At 42.3% G+C, this 25,540-nt stretch carries 29 protein-coding genes, 2 tRNA genes and 1 pseudogene; 15 read left to right on the top strand and 17 right to left on the bottom strand.

From position 1 onward, the window contains the following. Positions 1-356 precede the first annotated feature (356 nt). From KJK34_RS08050 to KJK34_RS08040, 3 genes are all read left to right on the top strand, one after another. Entirely contained in the window at positions 357-1,157 is an 801-nt protein-coding gene (locus tag KJK34_RS08050) for a TIGR00266 family protein (protein WP_223053352.1), read from the top strand. Positions 1,158-1,494: 337 nt separating this feature from the next. Beyond that, positions 1,495-1,863 (top strand): hypothetical protein, encoded by a 369-nt coding sequence (locus tag KJK34_RS08045; RefSeq protein WP_223053351.1) that lies wholly within the window; start codon positions 1,495-1,497, stop codon positions 1,861-1,863. Between the two features lie 142 nt (positions 1,864-2,005). After that, entirely contained in the window at positions 2,006-2,725 is a 720-nt protein-coding gene (locus KJK34_RS08040; RefSeq protein ID WP_223053350.1) for an SRPBCC family protein, read from the top strand. A gap of 44 nt (positions 2,726-2,769) precedes the next feature. On the opposite strand, the gene KJK34_RS08035 is transcribed toward KJK34_RS08040, so the two are convergent. The 8 genes from KJK34_RS08035 to KJK34_RS08000 form a co-directional block, all read right to left on the bottom strand. After that, positions 2,770-3,132: a VOC family protein gene (locus KJK34_RS08035; protein WP_223053349.1), complete on the bottom strand. Its 363-nt coding sequence runs from the start codon at positions 3,130-3,132 to the stop codon at positions 2,770-2,772. 7 nt (positions 3,133-3,139) lie between these two features. Continuing rightward, complete coding sequence (locus tag KJK34_RS08030) at positions 3,140-3,811, bottom strand: MgtC/SapB family protein (protein WP_223053348.1); 672 nt, start codon at positions 3,809-3,811, stop codon at positions 3,140-3,142. 91 nt (positions 3,812-3,902) lie between these two features. After that, complete coding sequence (locus KJK34_RS08025) at positions 3,903-4,364, bottom strand: hypothetical protein (protein ID WP_223053347.1); 462 nt, start codon at positions 4,362-4,364, stop codon at positions 3,903-3,905. After that, on the bottom strand, positions 4,361-4,897 hold the full coding sequence (locus KJK34_RS08020) for a CinA family protein (protein ID WP_223053346.1): 537 nt from the start codon (positions 4,895-4,897) through the stop codon (positions 4,361-4,363). Before KJK34_RS08020 ends, KJK34_RS08025 begins: the two co-directional genes overlap by 4 nt. Positions 4,898-4,904: 7 nt before the next feature. Next, positions 4,905-5,114, bottom strand: a complete 210-nt coding sequence (locus KJK34_RS08015; RefSeq protein WP_223053345.1) for a hypothetical protein — start codon at positions 5,112-5,114, stop codon at positions 4,905-4,907. Positions 5,115-5,303: 189 nt separating this feature from the next. After that, positions 5,304-5,702, bottom strand: coding sequence for a hypothetical protein (locus tag KJK34_RS08010; protein WP_223053344.1), 399 nt, complete (start codon positions 5,700-5,702; stop codon positions 5,304-5,306). Between the two features lie 106 nt (positions 5,703-5,808). Continuing rightward, positions 5,809-6,093, bottom strand: a complete 285-nt coding sequence (locus tag KJK34_RS08005; protein ID WP_223053343.1) for a SemiSWEET family sugar transporter — start codon at positions 6,091-6,093, stop codon at positions 5,809-5,811. A 21-nt stretch (positions 6,094-6,114) separates the two neighbouring features. Further along, positions 6,115-6,339 (bottom strand): hypothetical protein, encoded by a 225-nt coding sequence (locus tag KJK34_RS08000; RefSeq protein WP_223053342.1) that lies wholly within the window; start codon positions 6,337-6,339, stop codon positions 6,115-6,117. Between the two features lie 316 nt (positions 6,340-6,655). Here KJK34_RS08000 and KJK34_RS15465 point away from each other — a divergent pair. Both KJK34_RS15465 and KJK34_RS15455 read left to right on the top strand, forming a co-directional pair. After that, positions 6,656-7,576, top strand: a pseudogene (locus KJK34_RS15465) (NAD(P)/FAD-dependent oxidoreductase); the annotation flags it as partial. A gap of 57 nt (positions 7,577-7,633) precedes the next feature. Continuing rightward, complete coding sequence (locus KJK34_RS15455) at positions 7,634-8,032, top strand: Rieske 2Fe-2S domain-containing protein (protein WP_438839207.1); 399 nt, start codon at positions 7,634-7,636, stop codon at positions 8,030-8,032. A 79-nt stretch (positions 8,033-8,111) separates the two neighbouring features. Here KJK34_RS15455 and KJK34_RS07990 read toward each other — a convergent pair whose 3' ends face one another. Beyond that, positions 8,112-9,614, bottom strand: a complete 1,503-nt coding sequence (locus KJK34_RS07990; RefSeq protein WP_223053340.1) for an OmpP1/FadL family transporter — start codon at positions 9,612-9,614, stop codon at positions 8,112-8,114. Positions 9,615-9,677: 63 nt separating this feature from the next. Continuing rightward, positions 9,678-10,727 (bottom strand): hypothetical protein, encoded by a 1,050-nt coding sequence (locus tag KJK34_RS07985; RefSeq protein WP_223053339.1) that lies wholly within the window; start codon positions 10,725-10,727, stop codon positions 9,678-9,680. Between the two features lie 100 nt (positions 10,728-10,827). Here KJK34_RS07985 and proS point away from each other — a divergent pair, with 100 nt between their 5' ends. The 10 genes from proS to KJK34_RS07935 all read left to right on the top strand — a co-directional run bounded on the left by proS (position 10,828) and on the right by KJK34_RS07935 (position 18,665). Next, a complete protein-coding gene (gene proS, locus KJK34_RS07980) occupies positions 10,828-12,303 on the top strand; it encodes a proline--tRNA ligase (RefSeq protein WP_223053338.1) in 1,476 nt (491 codons plus the stop codon). Between the two features lie 84 nt (positions 12,304-12,387). After that, positions 12,388-12,459 (top strand) — tRNA-Glu (locus KJK34_RS07975). A 38-nt stretch (positions 12,460-12,497) separates the two neighbouring features. Next, positions 12,498-12,569: transfer RNA gene (locus tag KJK34_RS07970), tRNA-Glu, on the top strand. A 40-nt stretch (positions 12,570-12,609) separates the two neighbouring features. Further along, on the top strand, positions 12,610-12,861 hold the full coding sequence (gene rpsT, locus KJK34_RS07965; RefSeq protein WP_223053337.1) for a 30S ribosomal protein S20: 252 nt from the start codon (positions 12,610-12,612) through the stop codon (positions 12,859-12,861). A 185-nt stretch (positions 12,862-13,046) separates the two neighbouring features. Then, the gene (locus tag KJK34_RS07960; protein WP_223053336.1) at positions 13,047-13,373 is read left to right on the top strand and encodes a hypothetical protein; all 327 of its coding nucleotides are present in this window, start codon (positions 13,047-13,049) and stop codon (positions 13,371-13,373) included. A 94-nt stretch (positions 13,374-13,467) separates the two neighbouring features. Beyond that, positions 13,468-13,920: a hypothetical protein gene (locus KJK34_RS07955; RefSeq protein WP_223053335.1), complete on the top strand. Its 453-nt coding sequence runs from the start codon at positions 13,468-13,470 to the stop codon at positions 13,918-13,920. A 144-nt stretch (positions 13,921-14,064) separates the two neighbouring features. After that, entirely contained in the window at positions 14,065-15,939 is a 1,875-nt protein-coding gene (mutL, locus tag KJK34_RS07950) for a DNA mismatch repair endonuclease MutL (protein WP_223053334.1), read from the top strand. Beyond that, positions 15,936-16,685 carry a rhomboid family intramembrane serine protease gene (locus KJK34_RS07945; RefSeq protein ID WP_223053333.1) on the top strand — a complete coding sequence of 250 codons (750 nt, stop codon included), beginning with the start codon at positions 15,936-15,938 and terminating at the stop codon, positions 16,683-16,685. Before mutL ends, KJK34_RS07945 begins: the two co-directional genes overlap by 4 nt. Next, positions 16,676-17,587, top strand: coding sequence for a rhomboid family intramembrane serine protease (locus KJK34_RS07940; RefSeq protein WP_317196875.1), 912 nt, complete (start codon positions 16,676-16,678; stop codon positions 17,585-17,587). Before KJK34_RS07945 ends, KJK34_RS07940 begins: the two co-directional genes overlap by 10 nt. Positions 17,588-17,624: 37 nt before the next feature. Further along, the gene (locus tag KJK34_RS07935; RefSeq protein WP_223053332.1) at positions 17,625-18,665 is read left to right on the top strand and encodes an endonuclease/exonuclease/phosphatase family protein; all 1,041 of its coding nucleotides are present in this window, start codon (positions 17,625-17,627) and stop codon (positions 18,663-18,665) included. A 5-nt stretch (positions 18,666-18,670) separates the two neighbouring features. Here KJK34_RS07935 and KJK34_RS07930 read toward each other — a convergent pair whose 3' ends face one another. The 7 genes from KJK34_RS07930 to KJK34_RS07900 form a co-directional block, all read right to left on the bottom strand. Continuing rightward, complete coding sequence (locus KJK34_RS07930; protein ID WP_223053331.1) at positions 18,671-19,288, bottom strand: WbqC family protein; 618 nt, start codon at positions 19,286-19,288, stop codon at positions 18,671-18,673. An 8-nt stretch (positions 19,289-19,296) separates the two neighbouring features. Then, complete coding sequence (gene lepB, locus KJK34_RS07925; RefSeq protein ID WP_223053330.1) at positions 19,297-21,015, bottom strand: signal peptidase I; 1,719 nt, start codon at positions 21,013-21,015, stop codon at positions 19,297-19,299. Between the two features lie 45 nt (positions 21,016-21,060). After that, positions 21,061-21,759 (bottom strand): 4-hydroxy-tetrahydrodipicolinate reductase, encoded by a 699-nt coding sequence (dapB, locus tag KJK34_RS07920; RefSeq protein ID WP_223053329.1) that lies wholly within the window; start codon positions 21,757-21,759, stop codon positions 21,061-21,063. A 5-nt stretch (positions 21,760-21,764) separates the two neighbouring features. Beyond that, positions 21,765-22,337: a DUF5683 domain-containing protein gene (locus KJK34_RS07915; RefSeq protein ID WP_317196874.1), complete on the bottom strand. Its 573-nt coding sequence runs from the start codon at positions 22,335-22,337 to the stop codon at positions 21,765-21,767. 2 nt (positions 22,338-22,339) lie between these two features. After that, positions 22,340-23,242 (bottom strand): ParB/RepB/Spo0J family partition protein, encoded by a 903-nt coding sequence (locus tag KJK34_RS07910; protein WP_223053327.1) that lies wholly within the window; start codon positions 23,240-23,242, stop codon positions 22,340-22,342. Beyond that, positions 23,239-24,015, bottom strand: coding sequence for a ParA family protein (locus tag KJK34_RS07905; RefSeq protein WP_223053326.1), 777 nt, complete (start codon positions 24,013-24,015; stop codon positions 23,239-23,241). The genes KJK34_RS07910 and KJK34_RS07905 overlap by 4 nt, the downstream gene beginning before the upstream one ends. 130 nt (positions 24,016-24,145) lie before the next feature. Next, positions 24,146-25,417 carry a T9SS type A sorting domain-containing protein gene (locus KJK34_RS07900; protein ID WP_223053325.1) on the bottom strand — a complete coding sequence of 424 codons (1,272 nt, stop codon included), beginning with the start codon at positions 25,415-25,417 and terminating at the stop codon, positions 24,146-24,148. Positions 25,418-25,540 lie beyond the last annotated feature (123 nt).

Raw genomic sequence — 25,540 nt, 5'->3', positions numbered from 1 at the left:
TAAATCCTGATTGAAAGAATTGCTGGCGGGTTTTTAATATGGTTCTGTTTTATAGCCCCCCGAACGTTATAAAAGCCAGGAATCATTAACTAGGGTGCCCGCCGGCTTCTTTTATCAAGAGAAAGATTTGTCCCCAAAAATCACGGAAATCCATCCGACTATTTTTACTAAACGGTGTCTATTTTTATTCAATTTTTTAGATGTGTGAACAGCGGGTGTGAACCCGCTGTTTTTTTATGCGTTGTTTTCCGGGATTACCTTATTTTATCTACATTTACAATATTACACGCAAAAAATGTGTAACAAATACCGTTTGCAAAAGTCTGATTAATACTAATCCAAATAAAATATACAAAATGACAGCACATGAAATAGATTACGAAATTTTTGGCGAAGAAATGCAATATGTAGAAATAGAACTCGACCCACAGGAGGCAGTAGTTGCCGAGGCTGGCAGTTTTATGATGATGGATAACGGCATAAGTATGCAAACCATTTTTGGCGATGGCTCTAATCAGAATCAAGGTGTAATGGGTAAACTGTTTTCGGCGGGTAAGCGTCTGCTTACTGGCGAAAGCCTTTTTATGACGGTTTTCCTTAATGAATATCAGGGTAAACGAAAGGTAAGTTTTGCTTCGCCATATCCGGGCAAGATAATCCCGATAGACCTTTCCGAGTTTGGCGGCAGATTTATATGCCAAAAAGATGCATTTTTATGTGCGGCTAAGGGTGTAACGGTTGGTATAGAGTTTTCACGCAAGCTTGGCCGTGGCTTTTTTGGAGGCGAAGGATTTATAATGCAAAAGCTGGATGGAGACGGTATGGCGTTTGTTCATGCAGGCGGAACACTGGCGCGTAAAGAACTTGCCGCAGGCGAAATGCTTAAAGTTGACACAGGCTGTATTGTAGGCTTTACACCAACCGTAGATTATGATATTCAGTTTGTAGGCGGCATACGCAACACACTGTTTGGGGGCGAAGGGCTCTTTTATGCAACATTGCGTGGCCCGGGCATAGTATATATACAATCTTTACCATTTAGCAGGCTTGCAAGCAGGGTATTTGCCGCAGCGCCTCAGGGTGGCGGTAAAGACAGGGGAGAGGGTAGCCTATTAGGCGGCCTCGGTAACCTGCTGGACGGCGATAACAGGTTCTAAAATCACATAAAATATTGCAGGAAGGCCGGCTTTCTCAAAAGTGTCATTCTGAACGAAGTGAAGAATCTTAAATGGTTGATTTAGTCAAGATTCCTCTTATCGTCGGAATGACAAAATGCTGGTAAAAGCACTTTTGAGACAGTCTCTTTTAATTTATGACATAAGAAGGTCTGGAGCATTCGTTTTAACACAGGATATCAAAAATAACAGGGAGTGTTAACACCTGTTTGTAGTACATCACAAAGCGCGGTTAAACTTGCGTTAATAATTGTAAAATAGGTAGTTATTTGGAGGTTTGGCTCATTACTTTTACTGTGATAATCTTAAAAAAGCCATTATGAGAAAGTTATTTTTTACGCTTGGAGCCCTGCTGGCATTTGGCTGGGCACAGGCACAGACAGACACCACGCGTACCGATACCCAGCGTACCCGTGCAGACAGAACCCGTACTGATGCGGACAGGACAGGTACTACCCCTGAACGCAAAAAGGATAATGCGGTTGACAGGACGAGGAATAATGAAAGAAAGACGGAAACTAACACAACCCCGAGAACAAGGAGTACGCCTGTTACACCGCCAACCACAAACTCACCAACTGTACCTCCAACAACCAATACGCCAACTATACCGCCACCGGCTACTAACCCGGGTACAAACCCCGCAACACCTGTAACACCAACAACACCGCCCACAGGCAGGCCTTAAGTTTTTATTGATGTATACTTTAATACAGCCTGCTTATGCAGGCTGTATTTTTTTTGTTGCTAATGTACTGTTAAAGTAACATTTTGTGCCACCATATTTTATTATTTTTAAGGTGTAAAACCACTAATATTTTCTACAGATTATGAACCTGCCAGCAAACATAAAAATTCCGGAAGTTAAAAAGAATATAAGCGATTTTGAAAGGGCTGTCTCGGCAATAGGCGGGCTTTACCTTTTATACGATTCGCTTAAAAGGAACAGGAGCATACCGGAACTTGCAGCAGCAGGTTTTATGCTCTTCAGGGGTGTTAGCGGATACTGCCCTGCCACACAGGCGGCAGAAAACTTTCTGGATAACAGAAAGGATAAGAAGCACAATTCTAATGTTAATATTCATGCCAGGCTTATTGTAAAAAAGCCTGTTGCGGAAGTATATAACTTTTGGCGTAACCTGGATAACCTTCCGCTGTTTATGGAGCACCTGGAAAGTGTAACTGTTTTAAATGAATCATTGTCGGAGTGGAAAGCAAAACTGCCGGGTGGCATAGGTACAGTAGGCTGGAAGGCGCAAATTGTTGGCGAAGAGCCAAACCGTTACGTTGGATGGAGTTCTTTACCGGGTTCTGCTGTGCGTAATGCCGGTAAAGTTGAGTTTAAAGATGCAGGTGAATTGGGTACGCTCATCCACATTGTGTTTTCATATCAGGCTCCTCTTGGTTCTGCAGGCGAAGAGGTGGCTAAGCTAATGAACCCTGTTTTTGAAAATATGGTCCGTAAAGATGTTATGGGCTTTAAACGTTATATGGAAACCGGAACACCGGATAAAATAAGCCAGGAAACTGTAAAGATCTACAGCTATTAGAGCATAAGTATATAGCAGTTTAACAAGCGGCAGTAGTAACACTACTACCGCGCGTGTATTTGCATGTAATTGCCGTTAGGGTCTTTAAATATGGCATAGTAGCCGTGGCCACCGGGTATTTCGGTTTTTTCAAGAATAATTTCACCGCCATTTGCCTTTATGGCTTTTAGCATTGCGGATATATCTTCTACATCAATCACCACCTGTGGCCCTGTTTTTTCAGGCGCAGGCATTAATGATGAATCGAATGCGCCACCACGCCCGGTATTGCCAATGGTATAAAAAGCATAGTGGTCTACTGTTACCAGCTCTATACCCCAGCCAAACACATGGGTATAAAAGTCAATGGCTTTAGTAAAATCAGGTGCGGGTATTTCGATGTGGCTGATGGTGTGCAGGTGTTCCATAACTTCTTTATTTATTCCATGTTATTTTTTTAACGTCCTCATTTTCCTGTATATCGGCTATAATATCCTTAAAACCTGTAGTTGCCGGTTTTTCCAATTTAACTTCTATTATATTTTCTTTGTTCTGCTTGGTTACAGATATACTGTTATAATCTAAATTGCTTCCATCTGTAATCCTGTCTATCACAAAGCGTGGACTTAGCGCCTTTTTAGTTACAATGGTTACGGTTTTGTTCTGGAATTTACTCGAAAACTTTTTTTGCAGCGGTTGCAGCCCCCATAAAATGATGATAGAAAGCACTGTGGTAACTGATGCCGCAAAATACATTCCGCCCCCGGTTGCCATGCCTATGCCTGCAACCGTCCATAAACCCGATGCGGTGGTGAGGCCTAATATGGTTGTTGGTTTTAAAAATAATATGGCACCGGCCCCTATAAAACCGATACCGCTCACAATTTGTGCTGCTACCCTCGAAGGGTCAAGCTCTATATATTCACTGCCTATAGTATCTGAAAACCCAAAAGAGGACACCAACATAATCAGTGCAGAGCCCATGCATACCATCATATGCGTGCGCATACCGGCAGCCCAGTCTTTGCGCTCGCGCTCAACGCCTATAACCGCGCCAAAAATGGCTGCAAGTATAAGCCGTAATGATATTTCTTCCCAGCTTAACATAGGTTTTTATTTAAAGTTAAGAAATTTATACTAAAGTTGAAACAGCCGGCTTTAAAGCCGGCTGTTAATCATTTTTTAAAAACATCTGTTCTTACTTAAGCTGTTTCACAACATCTGGCAGCCTGTAGCCGTAAATGGCAAAGGTTGAAAATATCAGGTGTGCTATAAAGAGTTGCCTGTAGTACCTGTATCTTTCTGTTTTAGGAGGGTTTTTACTCATCCTGAACATTGCCTCCCATATAGCTATCCCAATAATGCCACTCACGGCACCTGCAAAAACGCCTTTTATTACAGATGGTTTTTGCAGCGCATTACGGTATAGATAGTAGTATGCGGCTACAAAAACAACGCCCTGGGCATAATGGCCGACCCAGCCTACGGGGTTTGTTTCTTCATCACCGGCTTCGGGCAGCACTTCGGCATCTTCAGCCAGTTCGTTTAGTAAGGCAGGTTCTAAAAATTGTTCCCTTTCTTTTTTAGATGCCCAATAGCTGTATAAGGTCATAAAAGTGGTGCCTATGGCGCCTGCAATTATAATTCGCTTCAGGCTCATAATACAAGGTTTTTAGAGTTAACTTTTAAAAGCTCGGTTAAAAGTTTGCCTGTTCGTTCTATAGTTTGGTTTATAATTTCTTTTGGCGAACCATGAAATACTTCTCTATGGGCACAGTAGCGGTTACCGGGCAGTATTATATGCAGGAAAATAGTACCCACCGGTTTCTCACGGGTTTCACTTCCGCCCGGTGCAGTAAGGCCGGTCACGGCTACCGCTATATCACTTTTAAAATAGCTGCCCAGCCCTTCGGCAAGCAGTTTTGTTATTTCTGCCGACTCAGGTGTGTACTGTTCTATCATTTCGTCAGTAATCCCGAAAAGGTCTTTTTTGGTGTCGGCATCATAGCAAACCAGTCCTCCTAAAAATACCTTACCTGAATCAGGTATCAGCGAAAATTCTGATGCCATCCAACCCGCGGTTGCACTTTCCACAAATGCTATCTTTAAATTTTGCTGTGCCATTATCCTGCCGCATTCCGCTACTATTTCCAGTGCGGTATCATTTACCTGTGTTTGAATATCGCTTTCCATAATCCTCCTAATCCGTTACAAAATCTTCTCCGTCATACTCTTCCGGTTCACCGGGGCTAAACTGGTCATCGTTCTCCTGCTGCTTGCGCTTTTCATCTTCAGGAGGTGTTTGGTGCCTTTGGCTTTGCTGGTTGCGCTGGCTTTTGTGGTAATTGTCCTCCCCATATTCCTGTCCGCCGCGGTTGCCCTGCATTGGGTTATCATTTAGTTGTGCCATAATTTATTGTGTTAAGGTTTATACTTCTTTTAAAGTCTCTCTATCAAATTTCGTGATTATCTATATTTAAAACCTTACATTATTAAACGTAAAGGTTGCAAGGCATACCTCTTTTTACTGAAGAATCCCCCACGGCTTACAAAAGCTATGGGGGATTCGGGTATAAAAATAGTGGAAGTCTTTCCTGTATTATCTTGGATTTACCTCGGTGGTATTGTTACCGCCGTTACCGGTTCCTGTTCCTTGCCCGGAACCCATAGAACCACCATCACTCTTCGGAGTTTTAGGCCCTAAAACCGGGTTACCGTCATTACCGTTTAAAACGGGTTCGTCAGCATCACCACGTTGTCCGTTAGTTGCACCACTCCTGTTATTGTTATTATAGGTTTGTACAGTATCCATGGTGGTACCTGAACGGGTGCCCGATTCTTCCATGTCAGCGTCTGTGCCCTTACCGTAAATTTCACCGTTTATCTCATCGGCATCATTTGTGCTTTCGGTCTGGTTATTGTTCCTGCACGATGTAAGCCCGAGCGCGGCGCTTAAAACAACACCCATTGCAATATGTTTTAAATATGTCGTTTTCATAATTAATCTTTTTTGAGTTATAGTGTAAAATTACAATTACAGAAATCCATTTAATGCTAATGATATTGTAATTGGCACTATAATAACACTTTGTGTTAATAATGCATTAATTGCTGTTTGGATTCCTGCGTTTGCGGTATAATGCTAACAGCTTCATGAATAATATGATACCGCACAGGCTGCCCGCTACAGAGTTGGCAAGTATAACAGGTATATCTTTGCGTATAACGCCATATAGAACCCACATAACCATACCAAGAAACAGCATGGCATAGGTAGCTGCCGAAAGGCTTTTTGTAGATCGTGTTTTTATAACTTTTATAGTTTGCGGAATGTTTGCCCCTGTAGTAAGCACGGCTGCAAGCAGTCCTGTAAGTTGTGTATAGTCCATAGTGTGAGAGGTAGGTTTATATTACAGCTTCTTCTCATAATTATCACGCACATAGCGGCTGATGTAGGTGCTAAGCCCTTTTCCGGCATTGGCAAGCTGCTTCATTTTTTCAATGTTTTCTTTTCCCGCACTTGCATTGGTGTACAGGTAAACAGCCTCATCGCCAAAGGCTACTTTAATGTAACCATTTCCGGCCTCAAAAGCTGTAACACCTGAATTACCGCCTAAATTCCGGTATTTTATCATGACCATTTCAGTAAGGTGATTAATGCATTTGCAGGAAAAGCTTACTAAAAGTAATCATCATAAAACACATTGCAGCCTTAATTAACGCGGGATTAACTTCGGGTTAACAGCCCCCTGTTGTAATAGTAAGTACCTTTTCATAAAAATATATTCAACTATGGAGTTTAGAGATCTACACAACAAACCGGGCGTTAAATCAATATGGAGATCATACTCTTCGGGGTCTGATTTTCCTGTGCTTGACACAGATATTACTACCGATGTGGTTGTAATAGGCGGGGGTATTACAGGCATTACCTGTGCGCAGTTATTAAAGCAGCAGGGCTATAATGTGGTGGTGCTCGAAGCGCTTAAAGTAGGCGGGGGGAGCACCGGGCACAGCACGGGCAACCTTTATGTGGCAACAGAGCAGGGGTTTGATGCCATACAATCTAAATATGATACACAGGCGCTTAAAGCTGTTATCAATGCAAGGCAGGAAGCTTTAAATACTGTAAAAAGTACGGTTTACCAATTAGGTATGGATTGTGATTTCGAACCACGTAGCTGGTATTTATTTGCTGCCGATGACACCCATGCGGGCAAGATTGATGATGTATATGAGGCGGGTATGGCTGCAGGAGCCGACATACATAAAATTGCTGCCGGTGAGATACCTTTTAAGCATGTTAACGGTGTAAAAATAGATAACCAGGCCCAGTTTAACCCGTTGCGTTATGTGCAGCAACTGGCAAAAAATATAAATGCTGATGACTGCCGTATTTTTGAAGACAGCCGCGTTGATGAAATAGAAGAGAATGATGATACTGTAAAGGTGTTTACTGCACAGGGTAGCGTTACAGCAAAGTTTGCCATACATGCCACCCATACACCCAAAGGCTTTATGCCGGTTTACCAGTCGTTGCTGGGGCCATACAGAGAATATGGGGTTGCGGTAAAGCTTGGTTCAGGGGCTTATCCGCAGGGAACATTCTGGGGTTATTATGGCAACCAGCGTTTCTCTGTACGTTCTTATAACCACGAGGGCGAACGTTACCTGCTTGCAGTAGGGCAGCCGCATAAAGTGGGGCAGCACGAAGATAATGAAGAAAATATAGTTAACCTCGAAAAGTTTTTAAAAGAACGTTTTGATGTAGATGAGGTTACCAACCGCTGGGGCGGGCAAAATTATAAGCCTGCCGATGGCCTGCCCTATATTGGCAGGAAGAGCGATAGTTCTAACCAGTTTATTGCGACAGGCTTTAGTACCGACGGGCTTATTTGGGGAGTTGTTTCGGCGCAGGTAATATGTGATATGATAATGGATAAAGAAACAGAAGGCACAAAACTGTTTCATGCCACGCGCCACAACCCTGTTAAGGCTGCAGGTAAGTTTGTAGAAGAAAACCTTAATAACGCAGGCCAGATTTTAAAAGATTACCTGTTGCCGAAAAGCAAAGATATGGATAGCATAGCGGTAGAGGAAGGTAAGGTAATGGAGGTGAACGGCAAAAAGCTGGCAGTATACCATGATATTACAGGAGAGATGAAGGCCTGTTCTGCTATATGCCCGCACATGGGCTGTGTTGTACACTGGAATAATGTAGAAAAAACCTGGGACTGCCCTTGCCATGCCTCAAGGTTTACAACAGATGGCTGCATTATAGAAGGGCCTACCTTAAAGCCACTTCAAAAAGTTACCTTAACCGATTAAAGTAGAAATATAACAAAAAGCAAAAAGCCATTCTGTAAATAAGAGTGGCTTTTTTAATTATAGTAAGACGAAAAAATAATTACAGGTCTAATGTATAAGAAAGTGTAAAGTTGTTGTTGGTACTTTCTATACGGGCAGGATCGGTAAGGCCTGTTTTAAACTGGCGGTAATCCATATCGCGCCTTTGCCATGCATAAGCAAAGTCGAGCCTCGAGCTGCCGAATGCCACACCAATACCCCCGGAAATACCGGTAAGATCGCCCATAGTATGGCCATCTTTATAAGGGCTTTCGGCATAACGGTAACCACCCCTGAAACTTACTGCCTTAACCCGGTATTCAGCACCTACGCGAAGTTCTCCTGCCCTGCCTAAAGTATTGCTCAGGTCAAAATTAATATCGCTGTATCCGTTGCTGATGTATTTTGTATTGCCATAATCCCTCATTGAGTAATCTACACTCAACAACCCGCTTTTGCCGAAAACATAGGCAAGGCTGCCTGTCCATTTTGAAGGTGTTCTTAGCGTATAATCATCCAGGACAAACGTTATAAACGGATTTACATCAAAATTTGATTCACCATTTACACCACATTCGGGGCAGTAAGAGCGCAGGTTTTGTGTAACTTCATCCTGAAGCCTTAACCAGGTAGGCGACTCATAAGCCACCCCGGCTCTTAAGTCTTCGGTAATCTTTAATATAGTACCTAAGTTAAAAGATACCCCGCCGCCATAGGTGTAACGTTCGTTATTGAACTCAATCGAGCGTAGTCCCTGTGGTGCATTGGCATCTTCATAAAAACTTGAAGTTTGTATATAGTCTGTAAAGTGTACATTTATATTAGCACCCACATACAGCCTCTTTTTTAGCTGTGCACCAAAGTTAAGCGCTACCTTGCCATGAAAGCCGGTAGTGTTTACAATATTATCCTGGTAAAAATTAGCGGCAGTTGCATCATAATTAGAGGTATAGCCGGTATTATTCGGTGACTGCGAAAGCGGGTCGAATATATAAGCATTGTAGCCAAGGTATGCCTGTTGCTGGTTGTATGATAACTGTTCATAATAGCTGTCGGTAAGATTACTTAAAGGTACACCGTTGGCATAATTAAGGAAGTAGCTGTCTAAAGAGTTGGTAGGGTTAACACCCCTGTAATAGATACGGTTATCAAAATTATTCAGGTTTTCATAATTGAAACCCAAAGTAAATTTATTCATTACTGCATTTTCATCGGCGTTGTTAAAAACAAAAACGGCCCCCATCTGGTTCAGGTCGAAAGAGCTGTCGTTTTCTGTAGTGCCTGTCCCGAAATAATTAGCTTCATTCCGTACATTTTGCACAGAAAGTGACATTGTACCTGAGTTATAGTTAAATACTGCAGAACCCGCAGGGTTTATCATAATGGCAGAGGGGTCTCCGCCCAGTGCGCCAAAGGCACCGCCCATAGCCCTGAAACGTGCAGTACCGGTAATGCTTTCTGTTGTATAACGCATGGCATCGGCAGCGGTGTTAGGGTCCTGCCTTTGCGCATACATGCCTGTTGCTCCCAGCCCGAGGGCTGCTAAAAATATATACTTTTTCATGTGATATTTTTTGTTTAAAAAAAATCCCATGTTGCTTCTTTCAAATAACATGGGACTGATATGTTAACCTCTTCCGCGTCCGCCTCCACGAGAACCGCCGCCTCCGCGTGAACCTCCTGAAGACCTGCCTCCGCCAAAGCTGCCTGAACTTCTTGACGGGCTAACGGTTGTGCTTCTGCTTGGTGAGCTGCTCCTGCCTGATGAAGGTGTGTAGCTACGGCTATTGTTGCGGGACGAGTTATTGTAAATGCTCCTGCTGCTGTTCCTGCTTCTGGATGTGTTATAATCTGCATCGCCACGGCTCCTTACAGTTGTACTGCTGTTATATCTGCGGCTGTTGTTGTTGCTGAAACTTCTCCTGCCTGCATTATAATCTGATGACCTTCTGCTGTTGTTATACCTGCCGTTGTTGTAGTAAGAGTTACGTCCTCCGGCATAATATGCTGTACTCCTGCCACCGTAGTAACGTTGGTTGCGGTAGTAATAATTGCCGCCGTAGTAGGGTGCCCAGCCTCCGTACCAGCCGCCATAAGGATAGTACCAGTTATTCCAGCCCCATCCGGCGCCCCAGCCCCAGCCTGCATTCCAACCCCATCCAGTGTTCCAGCCCCAACCGGGACCGTACCAGCCGCCATACCAGTTATTCCAGCCCCAGCCGGCACCCCAACCCCAACCGGCGCCCCAGCCCCAGTTGTTAAAGCCGCCACTGTAAACATTTACAGTAACATTATCAGGGTCTTCACCCCACCCGGGGTAAGCGTCATAGCTGTAAGCGGTATAAGAGTCGCCCTGTTGCACAGCAGTAGTGTCAGCGTCATACGAGCTGTATTGCTCTACATCAGTAACCACTGTTGCAGGATACTGCGCCTGTAAAGACTTAAAGTATGCCTGGTAATTCATATTCTGGCCTGTAACCTCACCGTCACGGTATTCAGTTACGTTGCCGTCGTTATAATTATATTGGGGTTCCCTGCTGTCGTAGCTTCCGTAAATACCATCATTATCATAGGTTGATGTATTTTGGTAAGACCCGCACGAACTAACTGCGAGGCCCAACAGACACATTATAGAGTAGAGGGATAATTGCTTAAGGCTGTGGTAATGGGTTTTCATAATCTCTGCATTTTTTATTGTTGGGCTTCACAAATTGGTTATTTTTGCGAAACAATTCTTTTTCTAAATATAAACAATATTTGTGCCAATTTAAAATAAAATGAGTAAGAACTTAACTACGCGGTCAGAAGATTATTCCAAATGGTATAATGAACTGGTTGTAAAAGCAGACCTTGCTGAAAACTCGGGAGTAAGGGGTTGTATGGTTATCAAACCATACGGATATGCAATATGGGAAAAAATGCAGGCCGAACTCGACAGGATGTTTAAAGAAACTGGACACCAAAATGCTTATTTCCCGCTGTTTATACCCAAGTCTTATTTCAGTAAAGAGGCGAGCCACATAGATGGTTTTGCCAAAGAGTGTGCCGTGGTTACTCATTACAGGCTTAAAACAGGTGAAGACGGAAAAACTATAGAGGTTGACCCTGATGCGAAACTGGAGGAAGAGCTTATAGTGCGCCCTACCAGCGAAACCATTATATGGGATACTTACCGCGGCTGGATACAATCGTACCGCGACCTGCCCCTGCTGGTTAACCAGTGGGCAAATGTGGTGCGTTGGGAAATGCGTACCAGGCTGTTTTTAAGGACAGCAGAGTTTTTATGGCAGGAAGGCCATACTGCCCATGCTACACAACAGGAAGCTATTGCCGAAGCAGAACAAATGATGAACGTATATGCCGATTTTGCCGAGAATTTTATGGCAATACCGGTAGTAAAAGGGGTAAAAACCGCTAACGAGCGTTTTGCCGGTGCGGTAGAGACTTACTGTATAGAAGCCCTTATGCAGGATGGTAAAGCATTACAAGCAGGTACATCGCACTTTTTGGGACAAAACTTTGCCAAGGCTTTTGATGTTAAATTTGCCAACAAAGAGGGCAAGCAGGAATATGTATGGGCTACATCATGGGGTGTTAGCACAAGGCTTATGGGAGCGCTTGTTATGACCCACAGCGATGATAACGGGCTGGTGCTGCCGCCAAACCTTGCACCAATACAGGTTGTTATTGTGCCGATATACAGGAACGATGAGCAGTTTGAAGCTATTTCTGCGGAAGCGAAACAACTGATGGCTATGCTAAGGAAACTTGGGGTATCCGTAAAATATGATGACCGTGACACACAAAAGCCGGGCTGGAAGTTTAATGAATATGAGCTAAAAGGCGTGCCTGTGCGTGTTGCCATAGGGCCGAAAGACCTTGAAAACGGTACTTTTGAAGTAGCAAGGCGCGATACACTTACAAAAGAAGTGGTTGCCCATGCCGATATTGTACATTACATACAAAACCTTTTAGAGGAAATGCAGGCAAACCTGTTCAACAAAGCGCTTGCATACCGTGATGCACATATTACCGAAGTAAACAGCTTTGAAGAGTTTAAAGATGTACTTGAAAATAAAGGAGGCTTTGTTTCGGCGCACTGGGACGGTACAGGCGAAACCGAAGAGAAGATAAAAGACTTAACAAAGGCAACTATACGCTGCATACCGCTAAACAGGGAAGAAGAAGCCGGAAGCTGCGTGCTTACAGGCGCGCCAAGTAAAGGCCGTGTGTTATTTGCCAAAGCATATTAGAATTTTTTTTTTGAAAATTTTTTGTTCCACTCTTGCAGAAATCAAAATTAGTTGTACTTTTGCATCCGCATTAGAGGAACAAACGGCCCGTTCGTCTATCGGTTAGGACTTCAGATTTTCATTCTGGCAAGAGGGGTTCGATTCCCCTACGGGCTACAAAACAAAAGGGCGACCCGCCCGTGGAACAATAAAATGGTCCATTCGTCTAGGGGTTAGGACGCCAGATTTTCATTCTGGTAACAGGGGTTCGATTCCCCTATGGACTACGAAAAAAAGATAGTAAGACATTATTAAGAGTAAAAGAAAATGGCAAATCATAAGTCAGCTTTAAAAAGAATAAGAAGCAACGAAAAAAAGAGGGTGTTGAACAGGTATCAGCATAAAACTACACGTAACGCTGTAAAAGCAATACGTATGGCTACTGATAAGAATGAAGCTTCTGAAAAATTAGCAGGTGTTATTTCTATGATCGACAAACTGGCTAAGAAAAACATTATACACGCTAACAAGGCTTCTAACCTGAAGTCTAAGTTAACAAGGCACGTAGCAGCTCTGTAATTTTTACAGTAGTTATAAGATATAATAAGCTCCCACTATTGGGGGCTTTTTTATTTGATATATAAATACAGTATACTGTGATTATCTATATAATAAATAATGTTAATAACTAATTAACTGTTATACTATTTAATTAATTGATAGCATGATTTTTTGAATATTTTTGCGGTATTCAGGATTTAATTATGTTACGAAAACTTTCCTTTCTTATATACCTTGCAATGCTTGTAAGCTTCGGGTTAACATTTTTAGGGCGCGTCTATCTTGCCGGCACAGTTTTAAAGACTGCTACAATAGCTTATGCAGTATTAACTCCGCTAAGCCTTTACCAGGCGCGTTTCAGGTTCAGGATGCCGTACCTTTCAGAAATCATCATGGGTGGGCTTGTGCTGTTCCTGCTGTATGGGGCATACGGCTATGTAAGGGTTCAGGTTAATTACTATTACCTGTTTTGTGCATGTTTTGTTATACGCACCCTTGCTAAAAATGATGTGCTGCTTGCAGAGCGGTAATGGCATTAACATAACCTAAACCTTTCTTAACGGGCTTTTGTTTTTAAGCTGTCTTTTTTAATTTTAAAAAATTCGAAAACAAAAACCTTTTAAAATGAAAAAAGTTATACCACTGTTACTGCTTGTTTTTACGATAGTTTCATGCGGCTCTAAAAAGAAAGCTGCGGATATACCCGATGATGACAGTATAGTTTACATATTGCCTGTTAGTGTAACCAACGCCCTTAAAGATAAGCTTGATGGTAATTATAAAGATGTTTACTTCAGCCTGATACATGAGGATGGCAATTATACCCTTTATTATGACTATAAGATATCGGGCAGTAAAATAAACCGCTGGATAGAAACCAGCAAGCGTAAAATTTTAATCGATAAAAAACTCTACCCGCTGATATTTGGTACAGATGAAACCTTTGCTGTGGCGGACAGGTACAAAGCAATTGTTGAAGGTGCCAACAGTGGCGATTTACAGTTTTTGCAACGCATTTCGGTAGCGCGTAACCGTAACAGTATCCGTTTTAAACCGGATGGTACTATTATCAGATAAACAATAAACCACCATAATTATTAAGGCAGCAATACTTTTGTGTTTGCTGCCTTTTTGATGTTTTGCCGTTCCTTAATTTTTTCGATGTTCCACAATATTTGTGTAACTTTGAGGGTTCATCAAACAAGTACTTTTATTAAACCTATGTCCAGTATTATACAGTTACTTCCTGACCATGTTGCCAACCAGATAGCCGCCGGAGAGGTGGTGCAGCGGCCTGCATCGGTAGTAAAGGAATTACTGGAAAATTCTGTTGATGCCGGTGCAACTGATATTAAGCTAATCGTTAAAGACGCAGGCAAGACCCTCATACAAGTTATCGACAATGGTAAAGGTATGGATGTTACCGACGCACGCCTGTGCTTTGAACGCCACGCCACCAGTAAAATAAGGCATGCGGAAGATCTTTTTGCTCTTCACACCAAAGGCTTCAGGGGCGAGGCACTTGCCAGTATAGCTGCTATTGCACATGTAGAGCTTAAAACAAAGCAGGACCAGCAGGAGCTGGGTACCCATATTATTATAGAGGGCAGTAAGTTTGTCAGCCAGGATGTAGCTGTGTTGCCAAAGGGGACTTCTTTTTCTGTAAAGAATTTATTTTTTAATATACCTGCGCGCCGCAATTTCCTTAAATCGGACACTGTAGAGTTTCGCCATATTATTGATGAGTTCGAAAGGGTAGCACTTGCACACCCGGGTATCAGCTTTGTGCTGTATCACAACGGCAGCGAAATGTTTAACTTGCCGTCATCAAACCAGCGCCAGCGCATAGTAGGCGTTTTTGGTGCCCGCACCAACGAAAAACTGGTTCCGGTAAATGAAAGTACGGAGATTGTTCAGGTACAGGGTTTTATTGTTAAACCGGAATTTGCCAAAAAGAGCAGGGGAGAACAGTTCTTTTTTGTGAATAACCGTTTTATAAAAAGCGGCTACCTGCACCACGCTATAATGGCGGCTTATGAAGGCTTACTGAAAGATGGCTGCCAGCCGGGTTATTTTTTATATCTCGACGTTCCGCCTAATACAATAGATATTAATATTCACCCAACTAAAACCGAAATTAAGTTTGATGATGAGCATGCTTTATATGCCATCCTGCGTTCGTCTGTAAAACATAGCCTCGGGCAGTTTAATGTTGCCCCTGTCTTGGACTTTGAAAGGGATGCCAATCTTGACACGCCTTATGATTATGAGCGTAAAGAGGCTGTTATGCCTATGGTTGAAGTTGACCGTAATTTTAACCCATTTGCCGATGATAAACCAGCTAAAAGTGCGTTTGGTACTTCGGGTGGTTCATCTGCACCTGTAAGGCAGTTCCGTAAGCAGGAACGTATGCCTGCCTGGGAGAGCCTTTATACAGGCTTAACGCCCGCTACAGAAGAATTTGAAGGCACGGATTTTGAGGAGGATGAAATTACAGGTTCGCTCTTTAATGAAAATGAGGTTGAGCAGGCGGTACAGACAACTTACCAGATACATAAAAAATATATTGTAAGCCCCATAAAATCGGGTATGGTAATAATTGACCAGAAAAGGGCGCACCAAAGGATATTATACGAACAGTTCCTTAAAAATATAACGGTGCAGCATGGCAGCAGCCAGCAGTTGCTGTTTCCGCTGGTGCTGCACTTTAATAAAACCGAACTTGACCTGATACGTGAAATGAAGTCTTCATTAGAAAATACAGGCTTTGTTTTTGCAGAAGTAAACCATGACCATATTGTAGTGTCGGGGCTTCCTGTAAATGTTTCTGAAAGTGAGGTTAGCATACTGCTTGAAGAGCTTATAAACGACCTGCAGCAGGAAGTGCCCGACAGCAGCTTTAGCCAAAGCGACAGCATAGCAAAATCTATGGCTAAAAGCCTGGCGATAAAAACAGGTACCCTGCTTACCGAAAAAGAGCAGGAAAATATGGTAAATTCGTTGTTTGCCTGTAAAGAACCCGATGTATCACCCTTTAATAAGCCCACTTTCATTACCGTAAGTGTGGAAGATTTAGATAAACGATTTGCCGTATGATGCGCATTACCGAAACTGTTAAGCAGTTAATTATAATAAACATAATCTTTTTTGTGGCTTCTTTACTGGTAAAGCCTGCCTTTCAGTACCTGGCCCTGTATTTCCCCGAAAGCCCTTTATTTATGCCGTGGCAAATTGTAACGCATATGTTTATGCATGGCGGGCTTATGCATATTTTATTTAATATGTTCGGGTTATATATGTTTGGTAGTGCTTTAGAACATTTTTGGGGTGCAAAGAAGTTTTTATTCTTTTACTTTTCTTGCGGGCTTGGCGCTGCGGCTTTGCACTTAGGGGTTAATTACATTCAGTTTAATGATGCCATACAGCCTTTAATAGATAATGGCTTTACCAAACAATCTGTAATAGATACTATTTTGTCAGACAGGTATGACACGCGTTGGCTTGAGTATATTTCAGAAAGTAAGTTTGACGGACTGGTTTCATCTCTTGCTCCCGTAGTGGGTGCATCGGGGGCGCTATATGGTATAATTGTTGCTTTTGCTTTTATGTTCCCTAACGCAGAGCTTATGCTCTTATTTATACCTGTACCAATAAAGGCTAAATATTTTGTACCGGGGTTGCTCGCCATAGACCTTTTCCTTGGGCTTAGGGGGCAGGCCATATTCGGCAGCCGATGGGACGACGGCGTGGCGCACTTTGCCCACCTGGGTGGCGCACTTATAGGCTTTTTAATGATGTGGTACTGGAAGAAAAACCAGTTTAACAATAACCGTTGGGATTAACTTTAATGGGACTTTTAGACGATTTAAAACTTGAATACAGGATTGGCGGCATTACTCAGAAACTCATATTCTGGAATGTGGGGCTGTTTGCAATACCTTTAATTATATTCAGCCTGCTGACGCTGTTTGATGTTCACCTCCCTTTTTTGCGATGGGATATATCTAATACTGACGATTTATTCAGTGTATCCTCAAATCCGGCTGACCTACTCTGGAAACCCTGGTCACTAATTACATATGCTTTTCTGCATGCAGGGTTCTTTCACCTGCTCTTCAATATGATGGTGCTGTATTTTTCAGGCAGGATATTCCTTACCTTCTTTACGCAAAAGCAAATGTTCGGGCTATATATACTTTCAGCAATATTTGCTGCGCTAATATTTATCCTCAGCTATAATACCATACCGTTGCTGCAGCAGTTTAACGGTAAAATGGTAGGGGCTTCGGCTGCTATTATGGCTATACTGGTGGCAACAGCTGTATATGCACCCTATTATCAGGTAAGGCTGTTTCTTTTCGGTACCGTAAAGCTGTGGCATATAGCGGCTGTGCTTTTGGTTTTAGACCTTATTAATGTTTCGGTAGAAAACCACGGAGGGCATGTTGCACACCTTGCCGGGGCACTGTTCGGTTTTATATTTGTGAGGTCGCTTCAAAATGGCACCGACCTAAGCAGGGGTGTGTCGGGAATTATAGAATTTTTCCAAAACCTGTTTAAGCCAAAAAAGAAAACGAATTTTAAAGTGCACCGCAACCCGCAGGCACAGGCAAAAAGGCCTACCGGAAAACCTAAAGATATAACGCAGCAGCAGATAGACGATATACTCGATAAAATAAGCAAGTCAGGTTATGACAGCCTTACCAAAGAAGAGAAAGAATTTTTGTTTAAAGTTGGTAAATAATAAGTAGCTTTGGGCTAAACAAAGGCAGTCGGTATCTATGAAAAAACTTTCCTGGTTTAATAAACTAATGCTGTTTTTCAATATTGTTTTAACAGTACTGACGTTTATTGCCTATATACTGCCTTTCCTCGCGCCTAAGATATTTCCTATACTTTCAGTTTTTACGTTGGTACTGCCGCTCATGCTGGTATTTAACTTCCTGTTTTTTATGTACTGGCTTATACAAATGAAAAGGCAGATGCTGCTTTCAGGAATTGTATTGTTGCTGGGAATTACCTTTATCAATAAGTTTTATAAATTTAGTGCTGACCCGCAACCCGAAGCTCCCGAAGATTTTACGGTTATGAGCTATAATGTACGGATGTTTAATATTTATGACTGGCTTCCGCGTGCTGATGTTCCTGATAGTATCAGGAGTTTTGTAAGGGCAAAAAAACCGGATATCATCTGTTTTCAGGAATATGCTTTTCTTGACAGGGTAATGTTTAAAAGTTATCCTCATAAGTTCATCTACTCTAATGATGATAAGTATAAAACCGGGCAGGCCATTTATTCTAAATATCCTATAGTAGATAACGGGCAGATAAAGTTTCCTAACTCATCTAACAATGCTATATATGCTGATGTAAAAATGGGTAACGACACGTTGCGCATTTACAGCATGCACATGCAGTCGATAAAGATAAGCCCGGATATACACGAGAGTATTAACGAACAGAAATCTAAAGTAATATTCAAACGGCTTAGCGAAGCATTTGCCAAGCAGCAGTACCAAGCCGAGCTGTTAGAAAACCACAAGGCACAGTGCCCCTATCCGGCAATAGTGTGCGGCGACCTTAATAACAGTGCATTCTCTTATGTGTACAGGATTATTAAAGGCGATATGAATGATGCTTTTGAAGAGGCTGGTAGTGGCTTTGGTAAATCGTATAACTACAAATATTACCCTGCACGCATTGATTACATCCTTACCGATGAACGGCTTGAGGTGAAGGAATTTGCCACATTCGATTCAATAGTAAATTCAGACCATTTTCCTATAATGGCAAGGCTTGCGCTTCGCACAGTGGAGGAATAGCAAAACTAAAGCTTTTGCCTTTTCAGGTAATCTGCCGCATAACGGCCTTCGTTAAATAGCAAATCTAAAATACTGAGATTATTTATAAAGCCTGCTTTTTCTTCAAATACCTGGGTGTAAGGTTCAAAGATGTACGTGTCTTTTTTACCGTTTGCGAGGTAGCGGTAATCTGTTACACCCTGTGGCGCATCATGAAAGTATTCTTCTGTTTTACTGTACGGAATATCTATACCTAAGCAATTCGTCAATATATCGAGTATCTTAAAGTTAAGATCCATCATATAAACATGCTTCTGCTCGAATATGGGGCGGATGTCATCTTCAAAATATTCAAAGAAAGGGGAAGAGCGGTAGGCAGCTTCCAACGACTTAAAATGCTGCTTTTGCCAGTCGAAAGCATCCTCAATTTTAGTGTCTTTAAACTTTTGGTGAATGCCCTTATTATGCTTTACAGGTATGTTGAGCAACTGTATTCCGTTAGGACTGTATATATACATCCGGTTACGGTTGGTTTGCTTCTGGAAGTTGTCGTCCGTTTCAAAAATCACATTTTCCGCCTGTACCATAGCCACAAAATGGCTCACAGACGGAAAATAAGTAGGATGTATAAGGATACTGCCCATATAAAAAATTAATCCTGTGCGGCTTTCTTTTTGCCTTTCCTTACATAATCCCAAACAAAGTAAGCTACCAGCAGTATAATGAAATATTTAAAGTAAGACGTTGGCTCATCGTCTCCGCCAACGGTGGTAAACAGCCTGTCCCATCTCACCTTTTTACCGAAGTTGCTCCACGGTTCGCTTTCATCAAGGCTCATCCACACAAACACAGGTTTACCAACAATGTGTGTCTCCGGCACGTAACCCCAAAAACGGCTGTCTTCAGAGTTATGGCGGTTGTCACCCATCATCCAGTAGTAGTTGTAGGTAAAGGTATAACTGTTTGCGGGTTTACCGTCAATAGTTATGGTATTACCATTAGTTTTGAGTTCATGGCCTTCATATTTGGTAATAATCTCTTTATAAAACGGCAGCGACTTGCTGTTAAGGGCAACTGTTTTACCGGCTTCAGGGATGTAAATCGGCCCCATGTTATCTACGCTCCAGTTCTCTGTATATGGGAAAATTTCAGGAGAGCCGGGATATACAAAATGATCTTTAACTTCTTTTATTGAAGAGTCGGTTTTCATCATGGCTGCTTTTTCCTCAGTAAGGTTAGCCATAAGCATATCCGGTATCGGTTGCAGTTTTTGTGCAAGCGCCATGTGCTGGGCATCTTTATCTGCCTGGAAGTTACCGAATATTACTACTCCCGTTGAATCTCTTGAAAACTCAGTAAAGCTGCCTTTAAATTTTTTATCATCATTTACAAAAGATCTGAAGTCGGCATTATCCCAAAGCTCAGGCTGTATCCTGTAAAATACCTGGAATTCTGTGATATCATATTGCTCAAGCAAAAGGTTGGTAACAGGCCCGTTAGTAACAACAGGATAGTTGTACTGCGGCCTTGCCCTGCCCGAAAGTTTAAGTTCTTTTCCGTTTATATAAACAACACCATTTTTAATAGAAAGCGAATCGCCGGGTGTACCCACGCAACGCTTAACATAATTCGATTTTTTATCTATAGGCTTGTTATGTACCCCTGCCTTTGCATTGCGGAACCCAATACTGTCAACCGGCCAGTTGAACACCACAATGTCGTTTTTCTCTACATCTTCAAAGCCGGGCAGCCTGAAGTAAGGCAGTTGCGGCCATTTTGAATATGATTTTGACTGCGTAAGCGGAATACTGTCATGTATCATGGGCAGTGCAACGGTAGTCATGGGTGTGCGTGCCCCATAGTGGAACTTACTCACGAAAAGGAAATCGCCTACTAAAAGTGTTTTTTCTAACGATGATGTAGGGATGGTAAAGGGCTGCATAACATAGGTATGCACTATGGTAGCTACCACTACTGCAAAAAGCAGCGAACTTACCGTATCACCTGATTTGCTCTCTGGCTTTAGCTCGCGCTCCGGGCGGTAATCTGCCTGCCCCGAATAGTTTATGTAATAGATGTATAAGCCTAAAGTAACAACGCCAAGTATGGTATCTGTTACAGAAGTTTTGCCAAAGCTCCTCAGCGTTTCTACCCACACAACAGGAAACATGATAAGGTTTACTATAGGGATAAACAGCAGTATAACCCACCAGCGGGGCCTGCCGATAATCTGCATGAGCACTACCGCATTATAAACGGGCACTGCGGCTTCCCAGGGTTTCCTGCCTGCTTTTTCGTAAAGTTTAAATGTGCCGAGGAAGTGTATAACCTGTACTATCAGGAAAAATATGAACCATTGTGTTAGCGTCATCTCTGTATATTTTTACTATATGTAGTATTTTACCTTAATTTGTTACTATAGCCCCAAAACGTCTTTCATTCCGTAAGTGCCTTTTTTACCGATAATCCATTCGGCAGCTATAACCGCTCCTAATGCAAAACCTTCGCGGCTGTGGGCTGTGTGCGTAATTTCTATCGCATCTATAACCGAATCATATTTAACCGTGTGTGTGCCGGGAACATTCTCCACCCTTTTGGCATCTATAAATATTTCATCTTCTTTAGGGTTGCCTATAGCCCAGCTGGAGTAGCTGCTGTTGTTAATAATGTCTTTTGCCAGCGTTATGGCGGTACCGCTTGGTGCGTCCAGCTTTTGGGTGTGGTGCACTTCTTCCATGCTTACTTTATATTGCTCCAGCTTTGCCATCATTTTGGCAAGGTGTATATTAAGTTCGAAGAAAATATTTACTCCCAGGCTAAAGTTAGAGCCATATATAAAAGCACCGTCTTTTTGCTCGCATAGAGCAGCCATTTCATGGTAATGCTCCAGCCAGCCGGTTGTACCACTAACAACAGGTATATTATTATTGAGGCATTCCGTAATATTTGTTACAGCCGAGCCAGGCACGCTGAAATCTATAGCCACATCTGCATTTTCAAGCCCGGCAAAGGTATCGGCAGACCGTTTTTTAAGCACTATTTCATGCCCGCGCTCCTGCGCAATACGTTCTATAACCTGTCCCATTTTTCCGTAACCTAAAAGTGCTATTCTCATGTTCATTAAAATTGGTAGCTAAGGGTAAAACCCATGTGGTAATTATAATCTACACTGTTCTGTTCGAATGCCGGGCCAAAAGAAAGGTTTTCATTTACGTTAAATTGTGCTAAGTGCGCATCTACGTTTGCTTCTACTATGTTAAGCACATAAAGCCCTACTGTAATAAGTAGCGATAAATCCCGGTTGCGCTGATGGAAGCGTTGCCCGCTTATAAGCCTGTCCTCACTAAGGGGTGCAAGCTCGCCTGTTACCTCGCGGCCTGCAAGCCTGTCGCGATAGGCATTGCGGTATTCGCGATATTTTGTATTATTGAAAGAATAATAGTAAAGGCTAAGCCCCATGCTGCCGTAAACTACTGGCACTTTCCAGTAGCTTTTATTATATACCTGCCCAAGCCCCGGCACAACTGCCGAGTAGAACGCAGCTTTAGACGGTGCAAGTGGGTCTATTACATAATTTGAAGAAGCAACAACATTTTCGATAGTGGTAATGGAGTCGTTTTTAATTTCTTCCTGTGCCAGCAAAGGTGCAGCCGAAAAAATAAAAAATAACAACGATATGAAAATACTGCGCACCACTATCGCTGTAATAGTTTAATTATCCTGTTAAAGTCTTCTTCTGAATGAAAAGGTATCGTGATTTTGCCTTTGCCTTTTGCATCTACCTTTACATCTACTTTTGCCCCGAAATAATCGGCAATGGTTTTCTTCTGGTCATTAGCAACAGCAAAAGAACTGCTCTTTGAAGTAGTATTACCTGCAGATGGCTTAAGGCTTTCCTGGTATTTTTTTACAAGCGCTTCAGTTTCCCTTACCGAAAGGTTCTGGCTTACTATCTTTTGGTAAATATCGGCTTGCGCATCGTGGTCTTCAATATTAATAAGTGCACGCCCATGCCCCATGGTTATAAAACCGTCGCGTATACCGGTCTGGATTATCGGGTCCAGTTTAAGCAGGCGCAGGTAGTTGGCTATGGTAGAACGTTTTTTACCCACACGCTCACTCATCTGCTCCTGTGTTAGCTGTATTTCGTCTATAAGCCTTTGGTAAGAAAGTGCAATTTCTATAGGGTCAAGATCATGGCGCTGTATGTTTTCTACCAGTGCCATTACAAGCGACTCATTGTCGTTAGCCAGCCTTATATAGGCAGGTACATGTGTAAGCCCTGCCATTTTAGAGGCACGCAAGCGGCGCTCCCCTGATATTAGCTGGTATTTGTTGTACTCCAGCTTGCGAACGGTAATAGGCTGTATAACCCCCAACTCTTTAATAGATGAGCTAAGTTCTGTCAACGATTCTTCGTTAAAGTTTGTCCTCGGCTGAAAAGGGTTAATTTCTATAGCATCAATATCAAGCTCTATAATATTGCCTACCACTTTATCTGCATTCTTATCCTCGGCCGATTTTATATCATTCTCCGGATCTTTAAGTAATGCCGATAACCCCCTGCCAAGTGCTTGTTTTTTTATTGCTTTTGTCATGAACCTACTGTACTGTTTTTCTTGATTATTTCTTCCGCCAGGTTCAGGTAGTTGCTCGCACCTTTACTGGTGGCATCATAATTTATAATGCTTTCGCCATAGCTTGGCGCTTCGCTTAATTTTACATTGCGTTGTATAAGGGTTTTAAACACCATATCGTTAAAGTGCTTCTGCACTTCTTCAACCACCTGGTTGCTAAGCCTTAGCCTTGCATCATACATGGTTAGCAGTAGCCCTTCTATATCTAACGCAGGATTATGTATTTTTTGTACGCTTTTTATTGTATTAAGCAACTTACCCAAACCTTCCAACGCAAAATATTCGCACTGTATGGGTATAATAACAGAGTCTGCAGCCGTAAGCGCGTTAAGCGTTAGCAGCCCTAAAGAGGGCGCGCAGTCTATCAGGATATAGTCATATTGTTCTTTAACGCTTTCCAGCGCCTGCTTCAGCATGTATTCCCTGTTTTCCTTGTCAACCAGTTCAATCTCTATAGCTACAAGGTCTATATGTGCCGGTATGATAGATACATTCGGCGCGTTGCACGATAAAGTAGCCTCTTCCGGCGTGCTGCTGTGCTCCAGTATCTGGTAGGTGCCGGTTTCTACCGTTTCTACATCTATACCAAGCCCTGAGCTTGCATTGGCCTGTGGGTCAGCATCTATAAGCAATACTTTCTTTTCGAGGACACCCAGTGAGGCGGCTAAATTTACCGATGTTGTTGTTTTTCCTACGCCTCCCTTTTGATTGGCGATAGCAATGATTTTACCCATTAGCTGTTTAAAATTTTGAACCGTAAAAATACAATTATTTATGGTATCTGAAAGTGTAAATTGTTAACAATGGCAAATAAAGAAGCCGGGGTGAAATGCCCCGGCCTAATCTTAAAATTACTGATACAGATTAGCGAATTACAAGCTTTTTAGACTGCGTAAAGCTGCCCGATTGTACCTGCACAACATATACTCCGCTGTTTAACTGAGAAAGGTTAAGCTGCTTGGTATAGAAGCCTGCATCAGATGTTATTTCAGTTTCAAAAACCTTAGCCCCGGTAACAGCATAAATACTCACAGTGCTTTTATCTGCTGTGTTGTTCTTGATATCATAGATAAGGGTTATGTTCTTATCTGAAGTCGGATTAGGGTAAAAGCCGAAGGTCATGTTCCTGTTTACATCTTCTATACCTGCGGTTGCAGTTATGTTTTTATAGTTGAACGAAAGGTTACCTGTAGCAGTACCTTCAAAAGAGGTAAAGTACATCCTGTAAACAGTACCGTCAGTCTGCTTAACATAATAAGTGGTTTCAGGATCTACATCATAGGTGAAAGTCTGCATATTAAACGACTTCCAGTCGTCACCAACAGTGTTTATATCTTCAGAATAAGCTTCTTCCGCAGGCAATACAGGAGTTTCGTCAGTTGCGCCGGTTTCATCAACCTGTGCAACAGTTACAGTGGCAGCGTTGTTAAGCGCACCTGTTACAAGGTACATGGTTGGCTCATCTTCTGTGCCTATGTTGCCGTAGTAGCGGCCAAAGGCAAGATCCCACTCTGTATCTGCAGGCGATACGGTAACTGTTTGGTCACTATCAAGCGAAAAGAAGTTGAAAGTATAACCCTCACCGCCTGCATTGGGTACAGTTGCAGTTTCGTCAGCACTCCACTCAGTCCCATTCCAGGTAGCGTACTTGATTGTGTAGCCTCCGAAGTAATCTTCAATCATAAACTTTTTGTAGGTATTGTCAGCATATTTAAGTATAAACACTACAGAGCCGCTAACGTGGTGTGTTGCAGGGTTGTATTCTCCCCATCCATAGGTTGCAGAACCATTATCAAATGCCCCTGTTAACCATGTGGTTTCAGAGTTATATAGTTCTGTCCATTCTTCTTCACTGGTTACATCGATGGTTGCCCAGTCGTTGATGTTATCAGATACTTCAAAAACCCTGATGCCCCTGCTGTCGTTAATACGTGCGCCTATAGACATTGGTGATATCCTTAAAAAGGCAATATCCCAGGTGTTTGCTGCAACAGCAGTTTGTGTGTTAGATGAAAAATCAAAGAAAACCTGGTTAGCATAGCCCTGCTGAAGGGGAATGGTTACTGCAGTGTAGTCTTCCTGTGCTGTGGCGAAAAGACCCGCTAAAAGTGAAGCACAAAGTAATAATTTCTTCATGATGTTTTATTTAGATTTATTAAAAATAGTTATTGTACTGCAAATATAAAATATTATTTAAAACAAGTCTAAATAAATAGAACAAAAAAAACAGGCAATCTGCCTGTTTCAAAATATTACTTT

Origin of the sequence: Flavobacterium coralii (assembly GCF_019891545.1) — a bacterium.
Classification (GTDB): Bacteria; Bacteroidota; Bacteroidia; order Flavobacteriales; family Flavobacteriaceae; genus Flavobacterium; species Flavobacterium coralii.
This window is presented reverse-complemented; position numbering and strand designations above follow the sequence as displayed.